The organism is Halomonas sp. B23F22_3, assembly GCF_043496965.1.
Lineage (GTDB): Bacteria > Pseudomonadota > Gammaproteobacteria > Pseudomonadales > Halomonadaceae > Halomonas.
The window spans coordinates 303,365-323,114 of record NZ_JBIEKG010000005.1; the positions used below are offsets into that span (position 1 = coordinate 303,365).

General features: G+C 70.6%; 16 protein-coding genes. 5 read left to right on the forward strand and 11 right to left on the reverse strand.

The features are described 5' to 3' along the window. Positions 1-10 precede the first annotated feature (10 nt). The 7 genes from tldD to ACGTNG_RS13505 all read right to left on the reverse strand — a co-directional run bounded on the left by tldD (position 11) and on the right by ACGTNG_RS13505 (position 9,957). Positions 11-1,465, reverse strand: a complete 1,455-nt coding sequence (gene tldD / locus ACGTNG_RS13475) for a metalloprotease TldD (RefSeq protein WP_394797042.1) — start codon at positions 1,463-1,465, stop codon at positions 11-13. Further along, positions 1,462-5,307, reverse strand: a complete 3,846-nt coding sequence (locus ACGTNG_RS13480; protein WP_394797043.1) for a YhdP family phospholipid transporter — start codon at positions 5,305-5,307, stop codon at positions 1,462-1,464. The genes tldD and ACGTNG_RS13480 overlap by 4 nt, the downstream gene beginning before the upstream one ends. 4 nt (positions 5,308-5,311) lie before the next feature. After that, a complete protein-coding gene (rng, locus tag ACGTNG_RS13485) occupies positions 5,312-6,775 on the reverse strand; it encodes a ribonuclease G (protein ID WP_394797044.1) in 1,464 nt (487 codons plus the stop codon). 83 nt (positions 6,776-6,858) lie between these two features. Beyond that, positions 6,859-7,443, reverse strand: coding sequence for a Maf family protein (locus ACGTNG_RS13490; RefSeq protein ID WP_394797045.1), 585 nt, complete (start codon positions 7,441-7,443; stop codon positions 6,859-6,861). 41 nt (positions 7,444-7,484) lie between these two features. Beyond that, a complete protein-coding gene (gene mreD, locus ACGTNG_RS13495; RefSeq protein WP_394797046.1) occupies positions 7,485-7,973 on the reverse strand; it encodes a rod shape-determining protein MreD in 489 nt (162 codons plus the stop codon). Continuing rightward, complete coding sequence (gene mreC, locus ACGTNG_RS13500; RefSeq protein WP_394797047.1) at positions 7,973-8,845, reverse strand: rod shape-determining protein MreC; 873 nt, start codon at positions 8,843-8,845, stop codon at positions 7,973-7,975. The genes mreD and mreC overlap by 1 nt, the downstream gene beginning before the upstream one ends. Before the next feature lie 74 nt (positions 8,846-8,919). Further along, positions 8,920-9,957 (reverse strand): rod shape-determining protein, encoded by a 1,038-nt coding sequence (locus ACGTNG_RS13505; RefSeq protein WP_089846023.1) that lies wholly within the window; start codon positions 9,955-9,957, stop codon positions 8,920-8,922. A 181-nt stretch (positions 9,958-10,138) separates the two neighbouring features. Between ACGTNG_RS13505 and gatC the strand changes: the two genes are divergently transcribed. Genes gatC through ACGTNG_RS13525 form a run of 4 tightly spaced genes read left to right on the forward strand, consistent with a single transcriptional unit; the run spans position 10,139 to position 13,992 of the window. Next, the gene (gene gatC / locus ACGTNG_RS13510; protein WP_394797048.1) at positions 10,139-10,426 is read left to right on the forward strand and encodes an Asp-tRNA(Asn)/Glu-tRNA(Gln) amidotransferase subunit GatC; all 288 of its coding nucleotides are present in this window, start codon (positions 10,139-10,141) and stop codon (positions 10,424-10,426) included. A gap of 51 nt (positions 10,427-10,477) precedes the next feature. Then, on the forward strand, positions 10,478-11,938 hold the full coding sequence (gene gatA / locus ACGTNG_RS13515; protein WP_394797049.1) for an Asp-tRNA(Asn)/Glu-tRNA(Gln) amidotransferase subunit GatA: 1,461 nt from the start codon (positions 10,478-10,480) through the stop codon (positions 11,936-11,938). After that, positions 11,938-13,392 carry an Asp-tRNA(Asn)/Glu-tRNA(Gln) amidotransferase subunit GatB gene (gene gatB / locus ACGTNG_RS13520; protein ID WP_394797050.1) on the forward strand — a complete coding sequence of 485 codons (1,455 nt, stop codon included), beginning with the start codon at positions 11,938-11,940 and terminating at the stop codon, positions 13,390-13,392. The genes gatA and gatB overlap by 1 nt, the downstream gene beginning before the upstream one ends. Before the next feature lie 48 nt (positions 13,393-13,440). After that, complete coding sequence (locus ACGTNG_RS13525; protein ID WP_394797051.1) at positions 13,441-13,992, forward strand: cupin domain-containing protein; 552 nt, start codon at positions 13,441-13,443, stop codon at positions 13,990-13,992. Positions 13,993-14,001: 9 nt separating this feature from the next. Here the strand turns inward: ACGTNG_RS13525 and ACGTNG_RS13530 are convergent, their stop codons facing one another. After that, the gene (locus tag ACGTNG_RS13530) at positions 14,002-14,172 is read right to left on the reverse strand and encodes a DUF6435 family protein (protein WP_108446770.1); all 171 of its coding nucleotides are present in this window, start codon (positions 14,170-14,172) and stop codon (positions 14,002-14,004) included. 334 nt (positions 14,173-14,506) lie between these two features. Here ACGTNG_RS13530 and ACGTNG_RS13535 point away from each other — a divergent pair, with 334 nt between their 5' ends. Then, the gene (locus tag ACGTNG_RS13535) at positions 14,507-15,946 is read left to right on the forward strand and encodes an FAD-binding oxidoreductase (RefSeq protein ID WP_394797052.1); all 1,440 of its coding nucleotides are present in this window, start codon (positions 14,507-14,509) and stop codon (positions 15,944-15,946) included. Between the two features lie 85 nt (positions 15,947-16,031). Here ACGTNG_RS13535 and ACGTNG_RS13540 read toward each other — a convergent pair whose 3' ends face one another. From ACGTNG_RS13540 to ACGTNG_RS13550, 3 genes are read right to left on the reverse strand one after another with little or no spacing between them, the layout of a single operon-like run. Continuing rightward, the gene (locus ACGTNG_RS13540) at positions 16,032-17,552 is read right to left on the reverse strand and encodes an aldehyde dehydrogenase (RefSeq protein WP_394797053.1); all 1,521 of its coding nucleotides are present in this window, start codon (positions 17,550-17,552) and stop codon (positions 16,032-16,034) included. Then, on the reverse strand, positions 17,549-18,952 hold the full coding sequence (locus ACGTNG_RS13545) for an aspartate aminotransferase family protein (protein ID WP_394797054.1): 1,404 nt from the start codon (positions 18,950-18,952) through the stop codon (positions 17,549-17,551). The genes ACGTNG_RS13540 and ACGTNG_RS13545 overlap by 4 nt, the downstream gene beginning before the upstream one ends. A gap of 25 nt (positions 18,953-18,977) precedes the next feature. Then, complete coding sequence (locus ACGTNG_RS13550) at positions 18,978-19,745, reverse strand: gamma-glutamyl-gamma-aminobutyrate hydrolase family protein (protein ID WP_394797055.1); 768 nt, start codon at positions 19,743-19,745, stop codon at positions 18,978-18,980. Positions 19,746-19,750 lie beyond the last annotated feature (5 nt).

Genomic DNA, 19,750 nt, shown 5'->3' on the forward strand with positions numbered 1-19,750 from the left:
TGGGGCGGCCTCAGGACTGGGTGCCGCCCACGGTCAGCTCGTCGAGCTTGAGCGTCGGCTGGCCGACGCCCACCGGCACGCCCTGCCCCTCCTTGCCGCAGACGCCGATGCCGGTGTCGAGTTCCATGTCGTGGCCGATCATCGAGACGCGCCCCATGGCCTCGGGACCGTTGCCGATCAGGGTCGCGCCCTTGACCGGGGCGGTGATCCTGCCGTCCTCGATCAGGTAGGCCTCGCTCGCCGAGAAGACGAACTTGCCCGAGGTGATGTCCACCTGACCGCCGCCGAAGCTCACCGCATAGAGGCCCCGCTTGACGCTGCGAATGATCTCGGCGGGGTCGTCGCTGCCCGCGCGCATGTAGGTGTTGGTCATGCGCGGCATCGGCAGGTGGGCGAAGGACTCGCGCCGCGCGTTGCCGGTGGGCGCCATGCCCATCAGCCGGGCGTTCAGCTTGTCCTGCATGTAGCCGGTCAGGATGCCGTCCTCGATGAGCGGGGTACACTGGCCCGGCGTACCCTCGTCGTCGACCGACATCGAGCCGCGACGGTCGGCCAGGGTGGCATCGTCGACCACCGTGACGCCCTTCGCGGCGACTCGCTCGCCCATGCGTCCGGCGAAGGCCGAGCTGCCCTTGCGGTTGAAGTCGCCCTCCAGGCCGTGCCCCACCGCCTCGTGGAGCAGGATGCCCGGCCAGCCCGGGCCCAGCACCACCGGCATCTGCCCGGCCGGCGCGTCGACGGCCTCCAGGTTGACCAGCGCCTGGCGCACGGCCTCCCTGGCATAGCGCTCGGCGACGTTGTCGTCGCGCAGTCGCGCCATGGGGAAGCGCCCGCCGCCGCCGGCGCTGCCGCGCTCGCGGCGGCCGTTCCTGGCCGCGATCACGCTGACGTTGAAGCGCACCAGCGGGCGGATGTCCGCCGCCAGGGTGCCATCGCTGGCCCGCACCAGCACCACCTCGTGGACGCCGGTGAGCGAGGCGCTGACTTGGGCCACCGAGGGATCCGCCGCCCGCGCCACCCGGTCGGCCAGCTTGAGCATGGCGATCTTGTCCTCGGCGCTGAGCCCGGAGAGCGGGTCGATCCCGGCATAGCGGACCGCGGGGGCGATGGCCACGCCCGGCGCCACGCGCTGGCGGGCGCCCGAGCGCACGATGCCGGCGGCGGTGCGTCCGGTCTCGGCCAGGGCGTCGGCGGTGATCTGGTTGGAGTAGGCGAAGCCGGTCTTCTCACCGGCCAGGGCACGCACGCCGACGCCGCCGTCGATGTTGTAGCTGGCCTCCTTGACCTCGCCATCCTCCAGCACCCAGCCCTCGTGCCAGGTGCGCTGGAAATAGAGATCGGCATAGTCGATGCCCCGGCCCATGGCGTGGCCGAGTCCGGCATCCAGGGCCGCCAGGTCGAGGCCGCCCGGCGCCAGCAGCAGGTCAGAAGCGTCGTCGAGCATGTCGTGAGTCTGTGATGTCATTCGGCACTTTCCAGAGCGATCCGCGGCGAGGTCCAGGGACCCTGCACGCGATAATGGATTCGGGTCACGCGGTCGATGGCATCCCCGAACAGCTTGTCGGCGATGAACAGGGCACCGCCGACCATCGGCGCACCGGCCAGCACCGCCGCCAACGGCAGGTTGTTGCTGACCGGTACCGTGACCGACAGACGCTGATCGAGTTCCCGGCGCGCCAGGTCGACGCTGCCGTTCAGGGTGAAGTGGGTCGCCGGCCCCTCGATCTCCACCGGACCACGGGTTTCGAGTACCCCACCATACAGGGTGGCGGCACCGGTGACACGATCGAAGGCGGTGCCCCGGCCGGTGACATCGGAGAAATCCAGGCGCAGGCGCCGCAGCAGGTTGTCGACGTTGAGCAGCCCGACGACCCGCGCCGAGGGCGATTCCAGATTGACGAAGCGCCCGTCGCGCATCATCACCTCGAGGCTGCCCCGGGAGCGCGGCAGGGCGAACTGCCAGGGCGCCCCCGGCCAGGCGAGCTGGCTCTCCACCCGGGTCTCGGTGCTCTCCACGGCGACCGGCTGATCGAGCGCCGCCAGGGCGCTGCCCAGGTCGCCGCCTTCCAGGTCGAGCCGGGCGCGGGTCAGGCTATCGCCGGCCCCACTCGCCTCCCAGATCAGCTGGCCGCGGGCCTCGATCTCCCCGAGCGTGAGAGCCAGCGGATCGATCACCAGGCGATCGCGCGTCGACCGCCAACGCCCGTCGAAGGGGCCGAGCCGCGCGCCGCGCCAGGCGATGTCGGCGATGCGCAGGCGACCGGCCGGCAGCGCGGCCAGTCCCGCCGGCAGCGGGGCCGCCTCGACGGGCAGCGCCACTTCATCGAGCAGCTGGCCACCGTCGGTCGCCGGGGGCACCAGCGCATCCAGCGAGAGCCGATCCAGCGCGATGTCCAGCGGCTCCACCAGGTCGGGCCGATAGGTGATCCGCCCGCCGGCGAGGCTACCGCCCAGGGCGAGCCGCCAGCCGCCGTCACCGGCGCCGCCCTCCACGGCCAGCGAGCCCAGGCAGCGCTCATCGACCTGCAGGCAGTCGGTCTCGAGGGCCAGCGCGGAGAGCGCGGTCGACGCGCCGCCGGCCGAGGACGGCTCGGCCGCCGCCATCAGCGGCGACAGGGCGCGCCCCCAGGGCGCCACGGCCAGGCGCGGCAGGTAGGCCGACACCGCCCAGCCCGGCCGGCCGGCCCAGTCGGGCGCCGACAGGTGCCCCAGCCACACTTGTCCCCGGCCTTGGCCGGTGCCGGCGGGGGCCCGCCAGCGCAGCCCCAGGCGGTCGCCCAGGCGGCCCTCTAGCCGCCCCTCGGTCAGGTCGACGGTCAGCCGCAGGGGCCGGCGGGCCTCGCGGGACTTGCCGAGGGGGGCCGGCAGGTCGATGGCGAGTCCCTCCAGCCGGCTATCCAGGCGCAGCGAGACGTCCGCGTCGCCGATCGACAGGCGCCCCTGCCAGGGCAGTCGACCGTCGATCAGGGTATCGAGGGCCGGCACGCCGCTCCAGGCGGTCAGGGCCGCGGCCTCGGCGGTGCCGGAGAGGTCGAGCCCGCCGGCCAGCGTATCGACCTCGGCGACCACGGGCCCGTCCAGCGCCCGGCCGCTCACCCGCCCCTCGAGGCCCCCCTCCTCGCCGCGCTGGCGCCAGGCGAGCGGGCCCTCGATACCCTCGATGACGAGCCCGAGGGGCTCATGCACGAGGCGCGAAAGATCCGCCCGGGTCTCGATATCCAGTGCCAGGGAGGCGGGGTCGTCGAGGTTCATGGCCAGATCCAGGGTGCCGCTCGCCAGGCCCTCGGCCCGCCAGGCCTCCAGCGCCTCCATGCCCTCGACGGGCAGCGCCAGTAGATAGCGACGCAGGGCAGCGCCCTCGGCCCGGAGGTCGCCGGTGACCGCCAGCCGCTCATCCTCGAGGGACACTTCCCCCGCCGAGGCCTCGATCCCGAGGCTCTCGGCCGTGTCGACACCCGCCGTCAGCGACTCGTCGACCATCGCCAGGTGGCCGCTGATCCCCTCGAGGCGCGGCCAGCCGGGGGCGATGGGCAGGCGCCCCTCGACGACATCGAGATCCAGCGTCAGGGCGGGCTCAACCGTTTCCTCCTCGGGGGCCACCGGCACATGGAGGCGCAGCGCGCCCTCGGTCACCCGGCCGGCGGCGCCGTCGGCCAGCCACTCGGTCAGTGCGGGGGGCAGCACGCCCACGGGCAGCCAGTCGGTGAGCGGCGTGTCGACGGCGTCCACGTCCGCGAAGTCGAGCTGCAGCCCGAAGCCGCCGCGCCGCTCGCCGCCGATCGAGAGCCCGAAGCCGCCCTCGACCCGCGCCCCGTTCCACTCCACCTCGAGGTCCCGGCCACTGACGAAGCTGCGCGGGCCGTCGTAGGCCCAGTCGATCATGCCCCGGGCGCGGGTCAGCGCCATCGGCGCGCCGAACACCTCCGGGAAGTGCAGCCGCGCGTCACGGCCGACGAACTCGACGTGTCCCGACAGGTCCTCGGACTCCACCCAGACGTCCAGCGGCCCGCCGCCGGGCGCCTGCTCCCAGGGCGATACGGCCACCTCGGTGGCCGCCGCCCGGGCCCGCCAGTGGCCCTCCTCACGGCCCAGCCCCAGCGCGGTGACCCGTCCCCGCGGGTCGAGGCTGTCGATCACCCGGGCCAGGGCCTCGGGCAGCGGCAGCCGGTCGCGCCAGGCGGCCAGGGCCCCCAGGTCGAACTCGCTGGTGGTGAGCCACCAGCCGTCGTCCTGGCTGCGCACCTGCCAGTAGCGCGGCACCGCCGGCCCGGCGTCATCTCGCTGCGCTTCGGGGCGGGCCCAGTCGGCGCTCTGCGCATCGGTCTCGATCCAGGCCTGCCAGCCCGCTTCCTCGCGCAGCCACTGGGCGCTCGCCGAGGCCTGCTTGAGCACGATGGCCTGGGGCACCTCCTCGACGCTCGATGTCGGCTGGCGCAGGGCCAGCAGGGGCGCCTGAAGGTCGAGGCGCAGGTCGGCCAGGGCACCGCGATGCCAGCGCCCCCAGAGCCGCGCCTCGCCGCTGACGGTCTCCAGGCGCAGGGCGCGCCCGTAGCCCAGCACCTCGGAGAGTCCCAGCAGGCTCTTCAGGCGCATGTCGGCCTGCAGGGCGGCACTGAAATCCCCGAGCCCCGAGGGCCCGGGCTGAAGCTCCATCACCGCGCGGATGGCATGCGCCTCCTGCCCCTCGACGAACACCTCGCCCTCGAGATGGGTGCGGCGCTCATCGCCGGTCATCACCAGGCGGGGCGCCTTCAGCACGGCGCGCTGCTTGCGACCGTGCAGCACCAGGCTGACGTCCTCGGCCCAGGCGCTCTGGCGCAGCAGCATGCCGACCCAGAAGTCGAGCCGCTCGAGATCGAAGGTGCTGTCGGGGATCAGTTCGGGGGGCAGCTCCGCGGGCTTTGGCCACTGCCAGCGCCCGGCCGGATCCTGATAGAGGTGCACGGTCACGCCCTCGACCCGCGCCGCAGCCACCCGCGGCAGGCCGGCGGCGAGGCTTGCCCCGCTATCCAGGCGCAGCTTGGCCCGCTCCACCTCGAGCAGCGGCACGTGGCCGAGCCCCTCGCGGGAGCGGATGGTGAGGCCCTCGACCTCGAGGTACGGATCCAGCCGGGCGAGCCCCGCCGTCACGTCGTCCAGCGCCACCACCGCATTGAAGCGCGCCGAAAGCAGCCGCTCCAGGGGGGCGGCCTGCTCGTCGAGCAACCACGGCAGCAGCCGCAGCACCACTACCAGCACCGCCAGCAGCCCCAGCGGCACCGCCACCAGGGTCAACAGCCAGCGAAGGATCAGGCGCGCCGCGGACATGGGCTCACATCAGCACGATGTCGTACTGCTCCTGGGAGTAGTGGGTCTCGACCTGGAAGCGGATCGTCTTGCCGATGAACTCCTCGAGGTCCGCCACGGCGGACGACTCCTCGTCGAGCAGGCGGTCGACCACCGGCTGGGAGGCCAGCACCGCATAGGTCTCGGCGCTGTAGGCCCGCTCCTCGCGCAGGATCTCGCGGAAGATCTCGTAGCAGACCGACTCCGGGGTCTTCAGGGTACCCCGCCCGGCACAGGTCGGGCAGGCCTCGCAGAGCGTCTGCTCCAGGCTCTCCCGGGTGCGCTTGCGGGTCAGCTGGACGAGCCCCAGCTCGGTGACACCGGTGCACTTGGTCTTGGCGTGGTCACGCTCCAGCGACTTCTCGAGCATGCGCAACACCTGGCGCTGGTGCTCGGGCTCGTCCATGTCGATGAAGTCGATGATGATGATGCCGCCGAGGTTTCTGAGCCTGAGCTGCCGAGCGATCGCGGTGGCGGCCTCGAGGTTGGTCTTGAAGATCGTCTCCTCGAGGTTGCGATGCCCCACGTAGCCGCCGGTATTGACGTCGATGGTGGTCATCGCCTCGGTGGGATCGATGACCAGATAGCCGCCCGACTTGAGCTGCACCTTGCGGCCGAGCGCCTTCTGGATCTCGTCCTCGACGCTGAACAGGTCGAAGATCGGTCGCTCGCCGGCATAGTGCTCGATGCGCTCCGCCGCCGTCGGCATGAACTCCTTGGCGAACTCGATCAGCTTGACGTAGTTCTCCCGTGAGTCGATGCGCACCTTCTCGATATCGTCGCGCATCACGTCGCGCAGGGTGCGCATGAACAGCGGCAGGTCGTCGTAGACCACGCTGGGCGCCGCCGCCGTCACCTTGCGCTCACTGACCCGGCGCCACAGGCGCAGCAGGAAATGCATGTCGGCGGAGAGCTCCTCGAGGGTGACGCCCTCGGCGGCGGTGCGCACGATGAAGCCGCCGGCGACCTCCAGCTGCTGCTCGCCCGCGGCCGCCTCGACCAGGCCGCGCAGCCGTTCGCGCTCGGTCTCGTCCTCGATGCGCTGGGAGACCCCGTGATGGGGCGAGTCGGGCATGTAGACCAGGTAGCGCGAGGGCACCGAGAGATGGGTGGTCAGCCGTGCCCCCTTGGAGCCGATGGGGTCCTTGGTGACCTGCACCACCAGCGCCTGCCCCTCGTGGAGCAGCTGAGCGATGGAGACCTGCTCGTCGGCCGGCGTGCCCGGCGGCATCACCTCGTGGGCGTGAATGAAGGCGGCGCGGTCGAGGCCGATGTCGATGAAGGCCGCCTGCATGCCCGGCAGCACCCGCACGACCTTGCCCTTGTAGATGTTGCCGACGATGCCGCGTCGCCGGGCGCGCTCGATGAAGGCCTCCTGCAGCACGCCGTTCTCGACGACGGCGACGCGGGTCTCCATCGGTGTCAGGTTGATGAGTACTTCACCGCTCATGCGGATATCCTTGTCCGGTAAGATCTGGCGCCATTATGACATAGCACGCCACGCCGTCCTGCGCCGCGGTCAACGTCCCGGGGCTAGGCCGTGTGCCACAGCGGCACGCCCTGGCGAGCCAGTAGCGCCGCCGTCTCGAAGAGCGGCAGCCCCACCACCGCCGAGTGGCTCCCCTCGATGTGCTCGACGAACACCGCGGCCAGGCCCTGGATGGCGTAGCCGCCGGCCTTGTCGGCGGGCTCGCCGGTGGCCCAGTAGGCGGCGAGCTCGGCCTCCTCGAGCTCGCGCATGAAGACCCGGGTGGTCACGCAGGCGCTCAGCACGCCGGCGGGGCCGGTGACCGCCACCCCGGTGAGCACCTCGTGGCCACGCCCGGAGAGCGACCGCAGCATCGCCAGCGCCTGATCGCGGCCTGCCGGCTTGCCGAGGATCTCGCCGTCGCGCACCACGGCGGTGTCCGAGCCCAGGGTCGGCAGAGGACTCAGCCCCGCGCCGGCCAGGGCCTTCTCCCGCGCCAGGCGCACCACGTAGTCGTCCGCCGGCTCCGAAGGCCGCGGCGTCTCGTCGATGTCCACCGGGCGCACGTCCACCGCCACGCCGATCGAGGCCAGCAGGTCACGACGGCGCGGGGAGGCCGAGGCCAGGCAGAGCACGGGGTCACGGGTCATGGCGGCTCCAGAGCGAGTGACAGAGGGCGAGTGAAGAAGGATCAGTCGCGGGCGTGTCGCCGGCCCAGCGCCTCGAACAGGGTGGTGAGCCAGGGCCACAGCAGCGCCCCGATCAGCGCCGGCACCAGGAAGGAGAGGTGCATCAGGAAGGGCCCGAACAGGGTGCGCAGCCACTGCTCGGCCAGCTGGACCATGCCCAGCAGCACGAAGATCAGCACCGCCTGCTGGACCAGCGAGTAGGCCCGGAAGCGCGAATAGACCAGCGCACAGAGGAAGGCCAGCAGCGACAGCAGCAGGGCGTTCTGACCGAGCGGCGCGCCCTCGATCAGATCCACCAGCAGGCCCAGCACGAAGCCATGCAGGACGCCGACCCGCAGCGGGTCGCGCATGCACCAGTAGATCAGCATCAGGCCGAGCCAGTCGGGGCGCCACACCTGCCAGCCATCGGCCAGCGGCATCACCTGCAGGCACAGCGCCAGCAGCAGGGTGAACCAGACCCACAGCAGGTTGGCGGGCGGGGACGTGGCCATCAGCGCGCCTCCTCGTTGGCCAGGGCGCCGCTCACGGCCCGGGCCGCCTCGAGGGCCGGGGCGGTGAGCTCGCCCTCGGGCGGGGCGCTGGGCCTGGCGGGGGGAAAGAGCAGCAGGAAGTGGCGCGAGCGCTGCAGCTGGGCCACCGGCTCGGCGGTCACCCGGGCGAAGGGCTCGCCCGGGTCATGGATCACCGACGAGACCCGCGCCACCGGGTAGCCCGCCGGAAAGCGGCCGCCGAGCCCCGAGGTGGTCAGCAGGTCGCCCTCGCGGATATCGGCCGTATCGGGGGCATGCTTGACGTTGAGGGCCTCGTAGCTACCCGCCCCCTGGATGACGAAGCGCAGGCCGTTGCGGTTGATCTGCACCGGCAGGGCATGGCTGGCATCGGCCAGCAGCAGCACCCGGCTGGAGTAGGCCGAGGTCGCGGTGACCTGGCCGACCAGCCCCGAGGCGTCCAGCACCGGCTGACCCACGTAGGCCCCGTCGCGACGGCCACGATCGATCACCATCTGATGGGTGAAGGGATCGGGATCCAGCGACAGCAGCTCGGCGGTGATGTAGGGAATATCCCGCTCGCGGGTAGCCGCCAGCAGCTCGCGCAGCCGCACGTTCTCGGCCGTGAGGCTGGCCATGCGCTGCACCCGGTGCGAGAGCGTCAGAATCTGCTCGCGCAGCCGACGGTTCTCGTCCACCAGGGCGCGCTGATCCGAGAGCGCCAGCGCCCCCCAGTTGAGGACGTCGCTGGGCAGGCTGACCACCCACTGGATCGGCGCCACCAGGGTCGACAGCTGCGCCCGCACAGGCTCCATGCGGGTAAAGTGCGCGTCGGCGTACATCAGCGCGGCGGCCAGCATCGCACACAGCAGCATGCGATAGCCCGGCAGCGGTCCGTGCGAGAACAGCGGTTTAATGAGCGACCCCCTGCATCAGGCCAGCGCCTCCGTCAGTCGCTGGAGAGCAGCTCGAAGGTGTGCTGGTCGATCATTTCCAGGGCCTTGCCGCCGCCCCGGGCCACGCAGGTCAGCGGGTCCTCGGCGACGATCACCGGCAGGCCGGTCTCCTCGGCGATTAGCTTGTCGAGGTCGCGCAGCAGCGCGCCGCCGCCGGTCAGCACCAGGCCGCGCTCGGCGATGTCGGAGGCGAGCTCGGGGGGCGACTGCTCCAGGGCGCTCTTCACCGCGGCGACGATGGAGCCCAGGGTTTCCTGGAGGGCATCGAGGATCTCGTGGGAGTTCAGCGTGAAGCTGCGCGGGATGCCCTCGGCCAGGTTGCGGCCGCGCACGTCGATCTCGCGCAGCTCGCCGCCCGGGTAGGCGCAGCCGATCTCTTCCTTGATGCGCTCGGCGGTGGCCTCGCCGATCAGGCTGCCGTAGTGGCGGCGCACGTAGGCGATGATCGCCTCGTCGAAACGGTCGCCGCCGACGCGGATGGACTCGGAGTAGACCACACCGTTGAGTGAGATGATGGCGATCTCGCTGGTGCCGCCGCCGATGTCGACCACCATGGACCCTTGGGCTTCCTCCACCGGCAGGCCGGCGCCGATGGCCGCGGCCATGGGCTCCTCGATCAGGAACACCTCGCGGGCCCCGGCGCCCTCGGCGGACTCCTTGATGGCGCGCCGCTCGACCTGGGTCGACATGCAGGGCACGCAGACCAGCACGCGCGGGCTCGGCGTCAGGAAGGTGCTCTGGTGTACCTTGCGGATGAAGTACTGCAGCATCTGCTCGGTGACGGTGAAGTCGGCGATGACGCCGTCCTTCATCGGCCGAATGGCAGTGATGTTGCCGGGGGTCCGACCGAGCATGCGCTTGGCATCGGCACCCACCGCCGCCACGCTGCGCATGTTGCCGGACTGGCGAATCGCCACGACCGACGGTTCATCGAGCACGATGCCGCGGCCGCGGACATAAATCAGCGTATTGGCCGTCCCCAGGTCGATCGATAGATCGCTGGAAAACAGCCCCCTCAAGCGTTTGAACATGGAGTCGTTACCTAGTGCAGTCCGGGAACCCTGTGCGGACGCAAACGGTATCACCGAGCCCCCCCAGCAGCAAGCGGAACACCCGTGTGCCCCGGCTTTCTTGGGCCTGCCAGCCGGGCGGCGGATGTGGTACCTTCTGCGGTCATTTCCATGACCCACCCCCTCTCGAGGACATCCGATCATGGCGCTTGAACACGCAGACGTTCTCAGGGCCGCCCATCTGGCACGGCTCGGGCTGAACGACGACGAGGCCGCCCACTACCTGGACGACCTCGGCCGCATCCTGGCGATGGTCGACCAGCTCCAGACCCTGGACACCGAGGGCGTCGCCCCCCTGGCCCACCCCCTGGAGACCACCCAGCGGCTGCGCGCCGACGAGGTCACCGAGCCCGACCAGCGCGAGGCCTTCCAGCGCTGCGCACCCGCCGTGGAGCAGGGGCTCTACCTGGTTCCCCGGGTCGTCGAATGATCCGCGTCACTCCCATCCGTTACCGGCAAGCCATCACGGAGCCCAGGGCCCATGCATGACAAGACTCTGACGGAACTCGCCGCCAGCCTCGCGGCCGGCGAGTTCTCCAGCCGCGAGCTCACCGAGAACCTGCTCGCGCGCATCGACCGCTTCGACGGCGACCTCAACAGTTTCATCACCGTGACGCCCGAGCAGGCGCTGGCCGCCGCCGACGCCGCCGACGCCGCCCGCGCCCGGGGCGAGGCCGGGCCGCTCACCGGCCTGCCTCTGGCGCTCAAGGACATCTTCTGCACCACCGGCGTCAAGACCAGCGCCGGGTCGAAGATGCTCGACAACTTCGTGGCCCCCTACGACGCCACCGTGGTCGAGAAACTGCAGGCCGCCGGCACCGTGAGCCTTGGCAAGACCAACATGGACGAGTTCGCCATGGGCTCGTCCAACGAGAACAGCTTCTATGGCCCGGTGAAGAACCCCTGGGACGGCGCCGCCGTACCCGGCGGCTCCTCCGGCGGCAGCGCCGCCGCCGTGGCCGCGGGCCTGGTCCCCGCCGCCATGGGCACCGATACCGGCGGCTCGATCCGCCAGCCGGCCGCCTTCTGCGGCATCACCGGTCTCAAGCCCACCTACGGCCGCGTCTCGCGCTACGGCATCATCGCCTACGCCTCGAGCCTCGACCAGGCCGGCCCCATGGCGCGCACCGCCGCCGACTGCGCCCATCTGCTCGGCGCCATCGCCGGCCACGACCTGCGCGACTCCACCAGCGTGGCGCGTGGCGTGCCGGACTACACCGCCGAGCTCGACGCGCCGCTCGCCGGGCTCAAGATCGGCCTGCCGACGGAGTACTTCGGCGAGGGCCTCGACCCCGAGGTGGAGCAGGCCGTGCGCGAGGCGATCGGCGTCTACGAGTCGCTCGGCGCCACGGTGCGCGAGGTGAGCCTGCCGCACACCCACTACGCCATCCCGGCCTACTACGTCATCGCCCCGGCGGAGGCCTCCTCCAACCTGGCGCGCTATGACGGCGTGCGCTTCGGCCATCGCTGCGACGCCCCCGCCGACCTGACCGACCTCTACAAGCGCAGCCGCGCCGAGGGCTTCGGCGAGGAGGTCCAGCGACGCATCCTGATGGGCACCCACACCCTCTCCGAAGGCTTCTTCGACGCCTACTACAAGAAGGCCCAGCAGGTGCGCCGGCTGATCCGCCAGGACTTCCTCGACGCCTTCGACGAGGTCGACGTGCTGATGGGCCCGGCCTCGCCGACCCCGGCCTTCGACCTTGGGGCGAAGAAGGATCCGGTCTCGATGTACCTGCAGGACATCTACACCATCGCCATCAACCTGGCGGGCATCCCCGGCATCAGCGTGCCGGCCGGCATCGTCGGCGGCCGCCCGGTGGGCCTGCAGGTCCTCGGCACCCACTTCGCCGAGGCCCGCCTGCTCAACGTCGCCCACCAGTTCCAGCAGGCCACCGACTGGCACCTGCGTCGTCCCGCTCTCGCCGAGGAGTCCCTGTGATGCAATGGGAAACCGTGATCGGGCTGGAGGTCCACGTCCAGCTCGCCACCCGTTCCAAGATCTTCTCCGGCGCCTCGACCGCCTTCGGCGCCGAGCCCAATAGCCAGGCCTGCGCCGTCGACCTGGGCATGCCCGGCGTGCTGCCGGTGCTTAACGAGGCCGCCGTGGCCATGGCCGTGCAGTTCGGCCTGGGCATCCACGCCGAGATCCCCGAGGTCTCGGTGTTCGACCGCAAGAACTACTTCTATCCGGACCTGCCCAAGGGCTACCAGACCAGCCAGATGTATCACCCCATCGTCGGCCCCGGCGAGGTGGAGATCACCCTGGACGACGGCAGCACCAAGGCCATCCGGGTGCACCACGCCCACCTCGAGGAGGATGCCGGCAAGTCGCTCCACGAGGACTTCCACGGCATGACCGGCATCGACCTGAACCGCGCCGGCACGCCGCTGTTGGAGATCGTCTCCGAGCCGGACATGCGCTCGGCCAAGGAGGCCGCGGCCTACCTCAAGGCGATCCACTCCATCGTCACCTATCTCGGCATCAGCGACGGCAACATGGCCGAGGGCTCGATGCGTTGCGACGTCAACGTCTCGGTACGCCCCAAGGGCCAGGAGGCCTTCGGCACCCGTGCCGAGATCAAGAACGTCAACTCCTTCCGCTTCGTCGAGCGCGCCATCGCCTTCGAGGTGGAGCGCCAGATCGAGCTGCTCGAGGACGGCGGCGAGGTGGTCCAGGAGACGCGCCTCTTCGATCCCGAGCGCGACGAGACCCGCAGCATGCGCACCAAGGAGCAGGCCAACGACTACCGCTACTTCCCCTGCCCCGACCTGCTGCCGGTCGTGCTCGACCAGGCCTACGTCGATCACCTGCGCGACAACCTCCCGGAACTGCCCGCCGACAAGCGCGCGCGCTTCCAGGAGGCCCTGGGCCTCTCGGCCTACGACGCCGGGGTGCTCTCGGCGAGCCGCGAGATGGCCGAGTTCTTCGAGCAGGTCAAGGAGGTCTGCGGCGATGCCAAGCAGGCCGCCAACTGGGTGCAGGGCGAGCTTTCCGGCGCGCTGAACCGCGAGGGGCTGCCGATCCAGGACAGCCCGATCTCGGCGACTCAACTCGGCGAGCTCGTCGCCCGGGTCATCGACGACACCATCAACGGCAAGGCCGCCAAGCAGGTCTTCCAGGCGCTGTGGAACGGCGAGGCCGACAGTGCCGACGCGGTGATCGAGGCCAAGGGCCTCAAGCAGGTCACCGACACCGGTGCCATCGAGGCGATGATCGACCAGGTGATCGCGGACAGCCCCGCCCAGGTGGCCCAGTACCGTGACGCCGAGCCCGACAAGCGTGGCAAGATGATCGGCTACTTCGTCGGTCAGGTGATGAAGGCCTCCCGGGGCACCGCGAATCCCCAGCAGGTCAACGGCCTGCTCAAGGAAAAGCTCGACGCCCTGTGCTGAGCATCGGGGCGGGCCTCGCGCCCGCCCCCCGATTTCAAAGGACGACCCATGGCAGACGATGTCGGCGCGCGACTGCGTGCCCTGCGCACCCTGAGAGGCATTTCCCAGCGTGAGCTGGCCAAGCGCTGCGGCGTCACCCACTCCAGCCTGTCGCTGATCGAACAGGGCAAGGTCTCGCCCTCGGTGAGCTCGCTGAAGAAGATCCTCGATGCCATTCCGATGAGCGTCGGGGACTTCTTCACCATGGACCTGGAGAGCCGCAACCAGGTGTTCTATTCGGCCGACGAGCTGGCCGACGTGGGCACCGGGGACGTCATCTACAAGCTGGTCGGCGCCAACCGCGCCAGTCGCGCGCTGGCCTTCATGATCGAGACCTACCCACCCGACGCCGACACCGGCCGCGAGATGATCGCCCACCAGGGCGAGGAAGCCGGCGTGGTGCTGGAGGGGCAGATCGAGATCACCATCGGCGCCGAGACGCGCCTGCTCACGGTCGGAGAGGCCTACTACTTCGACACCAACGTGCCCCATCGCTTCCGCAATCCCGGCAGCGCCCCCTGCCGCCTGGTCAGTTGCGCCACCCCGGCGCGGACCTTCTGAACCGCCGGCTCAGGCCTCCTTCAGCTTCTCGATCTCCTCACGCAGCGCCTCCGCCTCCTCGGTCAGCGAGGCGTTGGCGCGCATGTCGCCATTGCGGGCGGCCAGCATCGCCTGCTCGAGCTTCTGCTCGTAGGCCTTCTGAAGCTTCTTCTGCGGGTCGGTCTTGAAGAGTCCGAACATGGGTCTGTCTCCTGATCGAGAGGGTCGACTCCCAGCCTACGCCATGACATGTACAAATACTATACAAACACTACATTCTGTACATGCATCTTTCCCTTCCCCTCAGGTCGGGCCTCCTCTCCCGGCGCCCTGCCCGCCCCTCTAAGAATGACACGTCGATCGCAGGCCCCCTGCCCGGCTCGGCCGTGCCGATATCGCCACTTTCGACCTAGCAATATGAGCCGCTGAGCCGGCGAGCATCCTCCAGACTTAGCACAGGACCCATTCCCACGATCCAGCGGACTCGCCTTCGGCTGCGCGCCCCGGCGACCGCCTGGCAGAGGAGGAACGCTTCATGACCGCGCTAACCTATCGCACCCTGGAGGGCGACCAGAACGCCCTGCCGAGCGAGGCCGTCGATGCCCTCGCGGCGAGTCTCCGGGGACGCCTGATCACCCCGACCGACGACGACTACCCGACGCAGCGATGCGTCTGGAATGGCATGGTGGATCGCCACCCGGCCCTGATCGCCTGCTGCCAGGGCAGCCAGGACATCGTCGAGGCCGTCGACTTCGCCCGTACCCGACGCATGTGCCTGAGCATCCGCGGCGGGGGCCACCATATCGCCGGCAACGCCATCGCCGAGGGGGGCCTGGTGATCGACCTCTCGGCGATGCGCAGCGTGCACGTGGATCCTCGCCAGGGCACCGCCCGAGTAGCACCGGGGGCGCTGCTCGGCGACATCGACCGCGAGACCCAGGCCTACGGCCTGGCCACGCCCCTGGGCATCAACTCCACCACCGGCGTGGCCGGCCTCGCCCTGGGCGGCGGCTTCGGCTGGCTGACCCGCCAGCACGGCCTGACCGCCGACAACCTGCTCTCGGCGGAACTGGTCACCGCCGATGGCCAGCGTCATCACGTCTCGGCCGAGGAGGACGAGGAGCTCTTCTGGGCGCTGCGCGGCGGCGGCGGCAACTTCGGCGTGGTCTCCTCCTTCGAGTTCCGCCTGCACCCGGTGGGCCCGGAGATCTACGCCGGCCTGGTGGTCTACCCGTATGACCAGGCCCGCGAGGTACTGACGGCCTGGCGCGACTTCACCGGCGGGGCGCCGGAGGAGCTCAGCGTCTGGGCGATCCTCCGCGAGGCGCCGCCGCTGCCCTTCCTGCCCGAGGCCATCCATGGACAGCGGGTCGTGGTGTTCGCCCTGATGCATACCGGCGATCCGGCCAGTGCCGAGCGCGACGCGGCGCCGGTGCTGGCGTTCGGCGAGCCGGCCGGCCAGATGCTCGGCCCCCAGCCCTACGCCGATTTCCAGGCGGCCTTCGATCCCCTGCTCGCGCCGGGCGCCCGCAACTACTGGAAGTCCCACGACTTTCGCGAGCTCACCGACGAGGCACTGGAGGAGGCCCTCACTGCGGCCGAGGCGCTGCCGGGTCCCGAGTGCGAGATCTTCCTGGCCCACCTGGGGGGCGCCATGTCGCGGGTCGACCCCACCGCCACCGCCTATGCCGGTCGCGATGCCCACTACGTGATGAACGTGCACGCCCGCTGGCAGGAGGCCCCCGAGGATGACCGCTGCCGCGACTGGGCGCGCGAGGTCTTCCAGAGGCTGGCGCCCTTCGCCACCGGCGGCGGCTACGTCAACTTCCTGACCGAAGACGAGGGCGACCGCGTCGCCAGCGCCTACGGCGTCAACTTCGCGCGCCTGCAGGCGGTGAAACGCCGCGTGGATCCGGACAACCTGTTCCGCGTGAACCTCAATATCCCGCCGGGCGCCGCCGAGGTCGCGGCCTGACCCAGCCTTGGCAGGCCCTCAACGCCGACCGGCGCCCCATTGGGGCGCCGGTCGGCGAATCGGATGAGGCCGCAAGAGCCCGATCTCAGGTCGCGAGCGTCACCCACACGCTCTTCAGGTCGGAGTACTCCTCCAGCGAGTGGTGGGACTTGTCGCGGCCGTTGCCCGACTGCTTGACCCCGCCGAAGGGCACCGTCTGGTCCATGTCCGCCCAGTTGTTGACGAACACCTGCCCCGAGCGCAGCCGGCGCGTGACGCGCATGATGCGATCGATGTCCTGACTCCACAGCCCCGCGGCCAGGCCGTAGTCGCTGTCGTTGGCGAGCCGCACCGCTTCTTCCTCGCTGTCGAAGCCGAACACCGCGAGCACCGGGCCGAAGATCTCCTCGCGGCCGATGGCCATGGTCTCGGTGACGCCGTCGAACACGGTCGGCGGGATGAAGAGCCCCCGGCCCTCGACCTCGGTCGCCTTACCGCCGACGCGCAGGGTCGCACCCTCCTCGACGCCGCGGCGGATGTAGTCGAGCACCCGCTCGTACTGGGCGCGATCGACCATGGCGCCCATGAAGCTCGCCGGGTCCAGCGGGTCGCCGGGCTGCATGGCCTCGGCGGCGGCCAGCACCTTCTCCACGAAGGCCTCGCGGATCGAATTCTCGACCAGCAGCCGGGAGCCGGCGATGCACACCTCGCCCTGGTTGTGGAAGATCGCCGCGGCGGCGTGCTGGGCCACCCGATCCAGGTCCTTGCAGTCGGCGAACACCAGGTTCGGGCTCTTGCCGCCGCACTCCAGGAAGACCTTCTTGAGGTTCGACTGGCCGGCGTACTGCATCAGCTGCTTGCCGACCCCGGTGGAGCCGGTGAAGGCCAGGCAGTCGACCTCCATGGAGAGCGCCAGCGCCTTGCCCACGGTGTGGCCGAAGCCCGGTAGCACCTGGAAGACGCCCCGCGGCAGGCCGGCCTCCTGGGCCAGGCTCGCCAGGCGCAGCGCCGAGAGCGGCGACTTCTCCGAGGGTTTGAGGATGACGCTGTTGCCGGCGGCCAGCGCCGGGGCGATCTTCCAGGCGGTCATCATCAGCGGGAAGTTCCAGGGCACGATGCAGGCCACCACGCCCAGCGGCTCGCGCAGCACCAGGCCCAGGGCGTTGTCACCGGTGGGCGCGACCTCGCCGTAGAGCTTGTCGATGCACTCGGCCTGGTAGCGCAGGCAACCGATGGCGCCGGCCAGGTCGCCCAGCGCGCTCGAGACCGGCTTGCCCATGTCCAGGGTGTCGAGCAGCGCCAGCTCGTGCTTATGCGCCGCCATCAGGTCGGCCAGCTTGAGCAGCACGGCCTTGCGCCTGCCCGGGGCGAGGCGCGACCAGGCGCCGCCATCGACGGCGGCCCGGGCGGCCGCCACGGCGACCTCGGCATCGGCGGCGTCGCAGCTCGCCACCTCGGCGAGCGCCGCACCGGTGGCCGGGTTCACGGTGGTCAGGGTCGCGCCGTCGGCGGCCTCGACGAAGGCGTCGTCGATGAAGGCGCGGGTCTCGAGCCCTTGCTCGACGGTCAGCTCGGCGGCCAGCGCCTGCCACTCCTCGCGGGTCGTCGGTTGACGTGTGAGGCTCATGCGCGAATCTCCTCTTGATGAAGGGCGGTGGACGGCGCCGCGGCATGCCGATCGGCCAGGCGGCGGGCGGTCTCGTCCAGGGCCTGGCGCGCCAGGCGCACCAGTTCGTCGATCTCGTCGCGGGTGATCACCAGCGGCGGGGCGATGATCATGGTATCGCCCACCGAGCGCATCACCAGCCCCGTGGCGAAGCAGATATCGCGGCACAGGTTGCCGGCCGACAGGGCCTTGTCGAAGCGCTCGCCGGTGGCCGGGTCGATCAGCTCCAGCGCGCCCATCAGGCCCAGCGAGCGAGCTTCGCCGACCACGGGGTGGTCGCCAAGCTCGGCCCAGCGCTCGGCCAGGTAGGGCCCCAGGTCGTCGCGGACCCGCTCGACGACGCCCTCGGCCTCCAGCAGCTCCAGGTTCTTGAGCGCCACGGCGGCGCAGGTCGGGTGCCCGGAATAGGTGAAGCCGTGGAAGAACTCGCCCCCCGCCTCGATCAGCGTATCCGCCACGCGGTCGCCCACCAGCACGCCGCCGATCGGCAGGTAGCCCGACGACAGCCCCTTGGCGATCGGCATCAGGTCCGGCTCGAGACCGAAGTGCTGGCTGCCGAACCACTCCCCGAGGCGCCCGAAGCCACAGATCACCTCGTCGGCGACCAGCAGGATGTCGTACTTGGCCAGCACCGCCTTGATCGCCGGCCAGTAGCTCGCCGGCGGCATGATGGCGCCGCCGGCCCCCTGCACGGGCTCGGCGATGAAGGCCGCGACCTTATCCTCGCCGAGCTCGAGGATCTTCTCCTCCAGGGCCGCGGCGCAGGCGCGCCCGAAGGCCTCCGGCGACTGATCCTGCCCTTCCCCGAACCAGTAGGGCTGTCGCACATGGGTGATGCCGGGCACGCAGGGGCCGCCCTGGTCGTGCATGGGCGCCATGCCGCCGAGGCTCAAGCCCGCCACCGTGGAGCCGTGATAGCCGTTCTCGCGCCCGATGATCCACTGCTTCTCGGGCTTGCCCTCCAGCGCCCAGTAGCGACGCACCATGCGCAGCACGGTGTCGTTGGCCTCGGACCCTGAGCCGGTGAAGAAGACGTGGTTGATGTGGGCCGGCGCCAGGTCGCAGAGCTTCTCGGCGAGGCGGGCGACCGGCGGGTGGGTCGTCTTGAAGAAGGTGTTGTAGTAGGGCAGCTCGGCCATCTGCTCCGTCGCCGCCTCGACCAGCTCGCGGCGCCCGTAGCCGAGGTTCACGCACCACAGGCCGGCCATGCCATCGAGGATGCGATGCCCCTCGCTGTCGTGGATATAGACACCCTCGGCACGGGTGATGACGCGACACCCTTCCTCGCCCAGCGCCTTGAAGTCGGTGAAAGGGTGAAGGTGATGGGCCCGATCCAGGGCCTGACACGCTTGAGTCTGCATGATGATTCTCCGGGGTCGCGGGCCCTCAGGCCGGCAGTGACGAGGGGCTGGCCTGGCGCTGCTGGCAGGCCTGGGCGAAGGCGGTGAACAGGGCGTCGTAGAGCGAATGCTCGCGGGGACGCCACTCGGGGTGCCACTGCACCGCCAGGGTGAAGGCCGGGGCGTCGGTGACCGAGATCGCCTCGATCAGGCCATCCGGCGCCACGGCCTCGGCGGTGAGGCCCTCGCCGAGTCGCTCAATGCCCTGCTGGTGCAGGGAGTTCACCCGGGTATGGCGCTCGGGGTGGAGGGCCGCCAGCCGACCGCCCGGGAGGATCTCCAGGTCGTGGCTGGGGGCGTACTGGGTCTCGCGATCGCCGGCCGGCTCACGGTGGTCGAGCCTGCCGGGCTGCTTCTGTACCGCCTGGTAGAGGCTGCCGCCGAAGGCCACGTTGAGCTCCTGGAAGCCTCGGCAGATGCCCAGCAGCGGCACGCCAAGGTCCAGGGCTACCGGCACCCAGGCCATGGCCGCGGCGTCACGGCTCGGATCGTCCCGGGTGTTCTCCGGTTCGCGCTCGGCGCCATAGCGCTGCGGCACCACATTGGTGTAGCTGCCGGTCAGCACCAGGCCATCCAGGCGCGCCAGAAGGGGCTTGATGTCCGCCCCCACGACGGATTCCCAGACCGGCAATAGGACCGGTTCGAGGCCATACTCCCGCAGGGCGGAGAGGTACTTGTCGGTCACCATGTGCGCGGGGTGGCCCTCCACCTCGCGGCGACAGGCGATCACCCCCACCAGGGGTCGAGTCTGCATGGCAG

Bases quoted from the DNA above. Each gene is read 5' to 3' on its own strand.
- tldD (WP_394797042.1), bottom strand. From the start codon at position 1,465: ATGACATCACAGACTCACGACATGCTCGACGACGCTTCTGACCTGCTG.
- ACGTNG_RS13480 (WP_394797043.1), bottom strand. From the start codon at position 5,307: ATGTCCGCGGCGCGCCTGATCCTTCGCTGGCTGTTGACCCTGGTGGCG.
- rng (WP_394797044.1), bottom strand. From the start codon at position 6,775: ATGAGCGGTGAAGTACTCATCAACCTGACACCGATGGAGACCCGCGTC.
- ACGTNG_RS13490 (WP_394797045.1), bottom strand. From the start codon at position 7,443: ATGACCCGTGACCCCGTGCTCTGCCTGGCCTCGGCCTCCCCGCGCCGT.
- mreD (WP_394797046.1), bottom strand. From the start codon at position 7,973: ATGGCCACGTCCCCGCCCGCCAACCTGCTGTGGGTCTGGTTCACCCTG.
- mreC (WP_394797047.1), bottom strand. From the start codon at position 8,845: ATGCTGCTGTGTGCGATGCTGGCCGCCGCGCTGATGTACGCCGACGCG.
- ACGTNG_RS13505 (WP_089846023.1), bottom strand. From the start codon at position 9,957: ATGTTCAAACGCTTGAGGGGGCTGTTTTCCAGCGATCTATCGATCGAC.
- gatC (WP_394797048.1), top strand. From the start codon at position 10,139: ATGGCGCTTGAACACGCAGACGTTCTCAGGGCCGCCCATCTGGCACGG.
- gatA (WP_394797049.1), top strand. From the start codon at position 10,478: ATGCATGACAAGACTCTGACGGAACTCGCCGCCAGCCTCGCGGCCGGC.
- gatB (WP_394797050.1), top strand. From the start codon at position 11,938: ATGCAATGGGAAACCGTGATCGGGCTGGAGGTCCACGTCCAGCTCGCC.
- ACGTNG_RS13525 (WP_394797051.1), top strand. From the start codon at position 13,441: ATGGCAGACGATGTCGGCGCGCGACTGCGTGCCCTGCGCACCCTGAGA.
- ACGTNG_RS13530 (WP_108446770.1), bottom strand. From the start codon at position 14,172: ATGTTCGGACTCTTCAAGACCGACCCGCAGAAGAAGCTTCAGAAGGCC.
- ACGTNG_RS13535 (WP_394797052.1), top strand. From the start codon at position 14,507: ATGACCGCGCTAACCTATCGCACCCTGGAGGGCGACCAGAACGCCCTG.
- ACGTNG_RS13540 (WP_394797053.1), bottom strand. From the start codon at position 17,552: ATGAGCCTCACACGTCAACCGACGACCCGCGAGGAGTGGCAGGCGCTG.
- ACGTNG_RS13545 (WP_394797054.1), bottom strand. From the start codon at position 18,952: ATGCAGACTCAAGCGTGTCAGGCCCTGGATCGGGCCCATCACCTTCAC.
- ACGTNG_RS13550 (WP_394797055.1), bottom strand. From the start codon at position 19,745: ATGCAGACTCGACCCCTGGTGGGGGTGATCGCCTGTCGCCGCGAGGTG.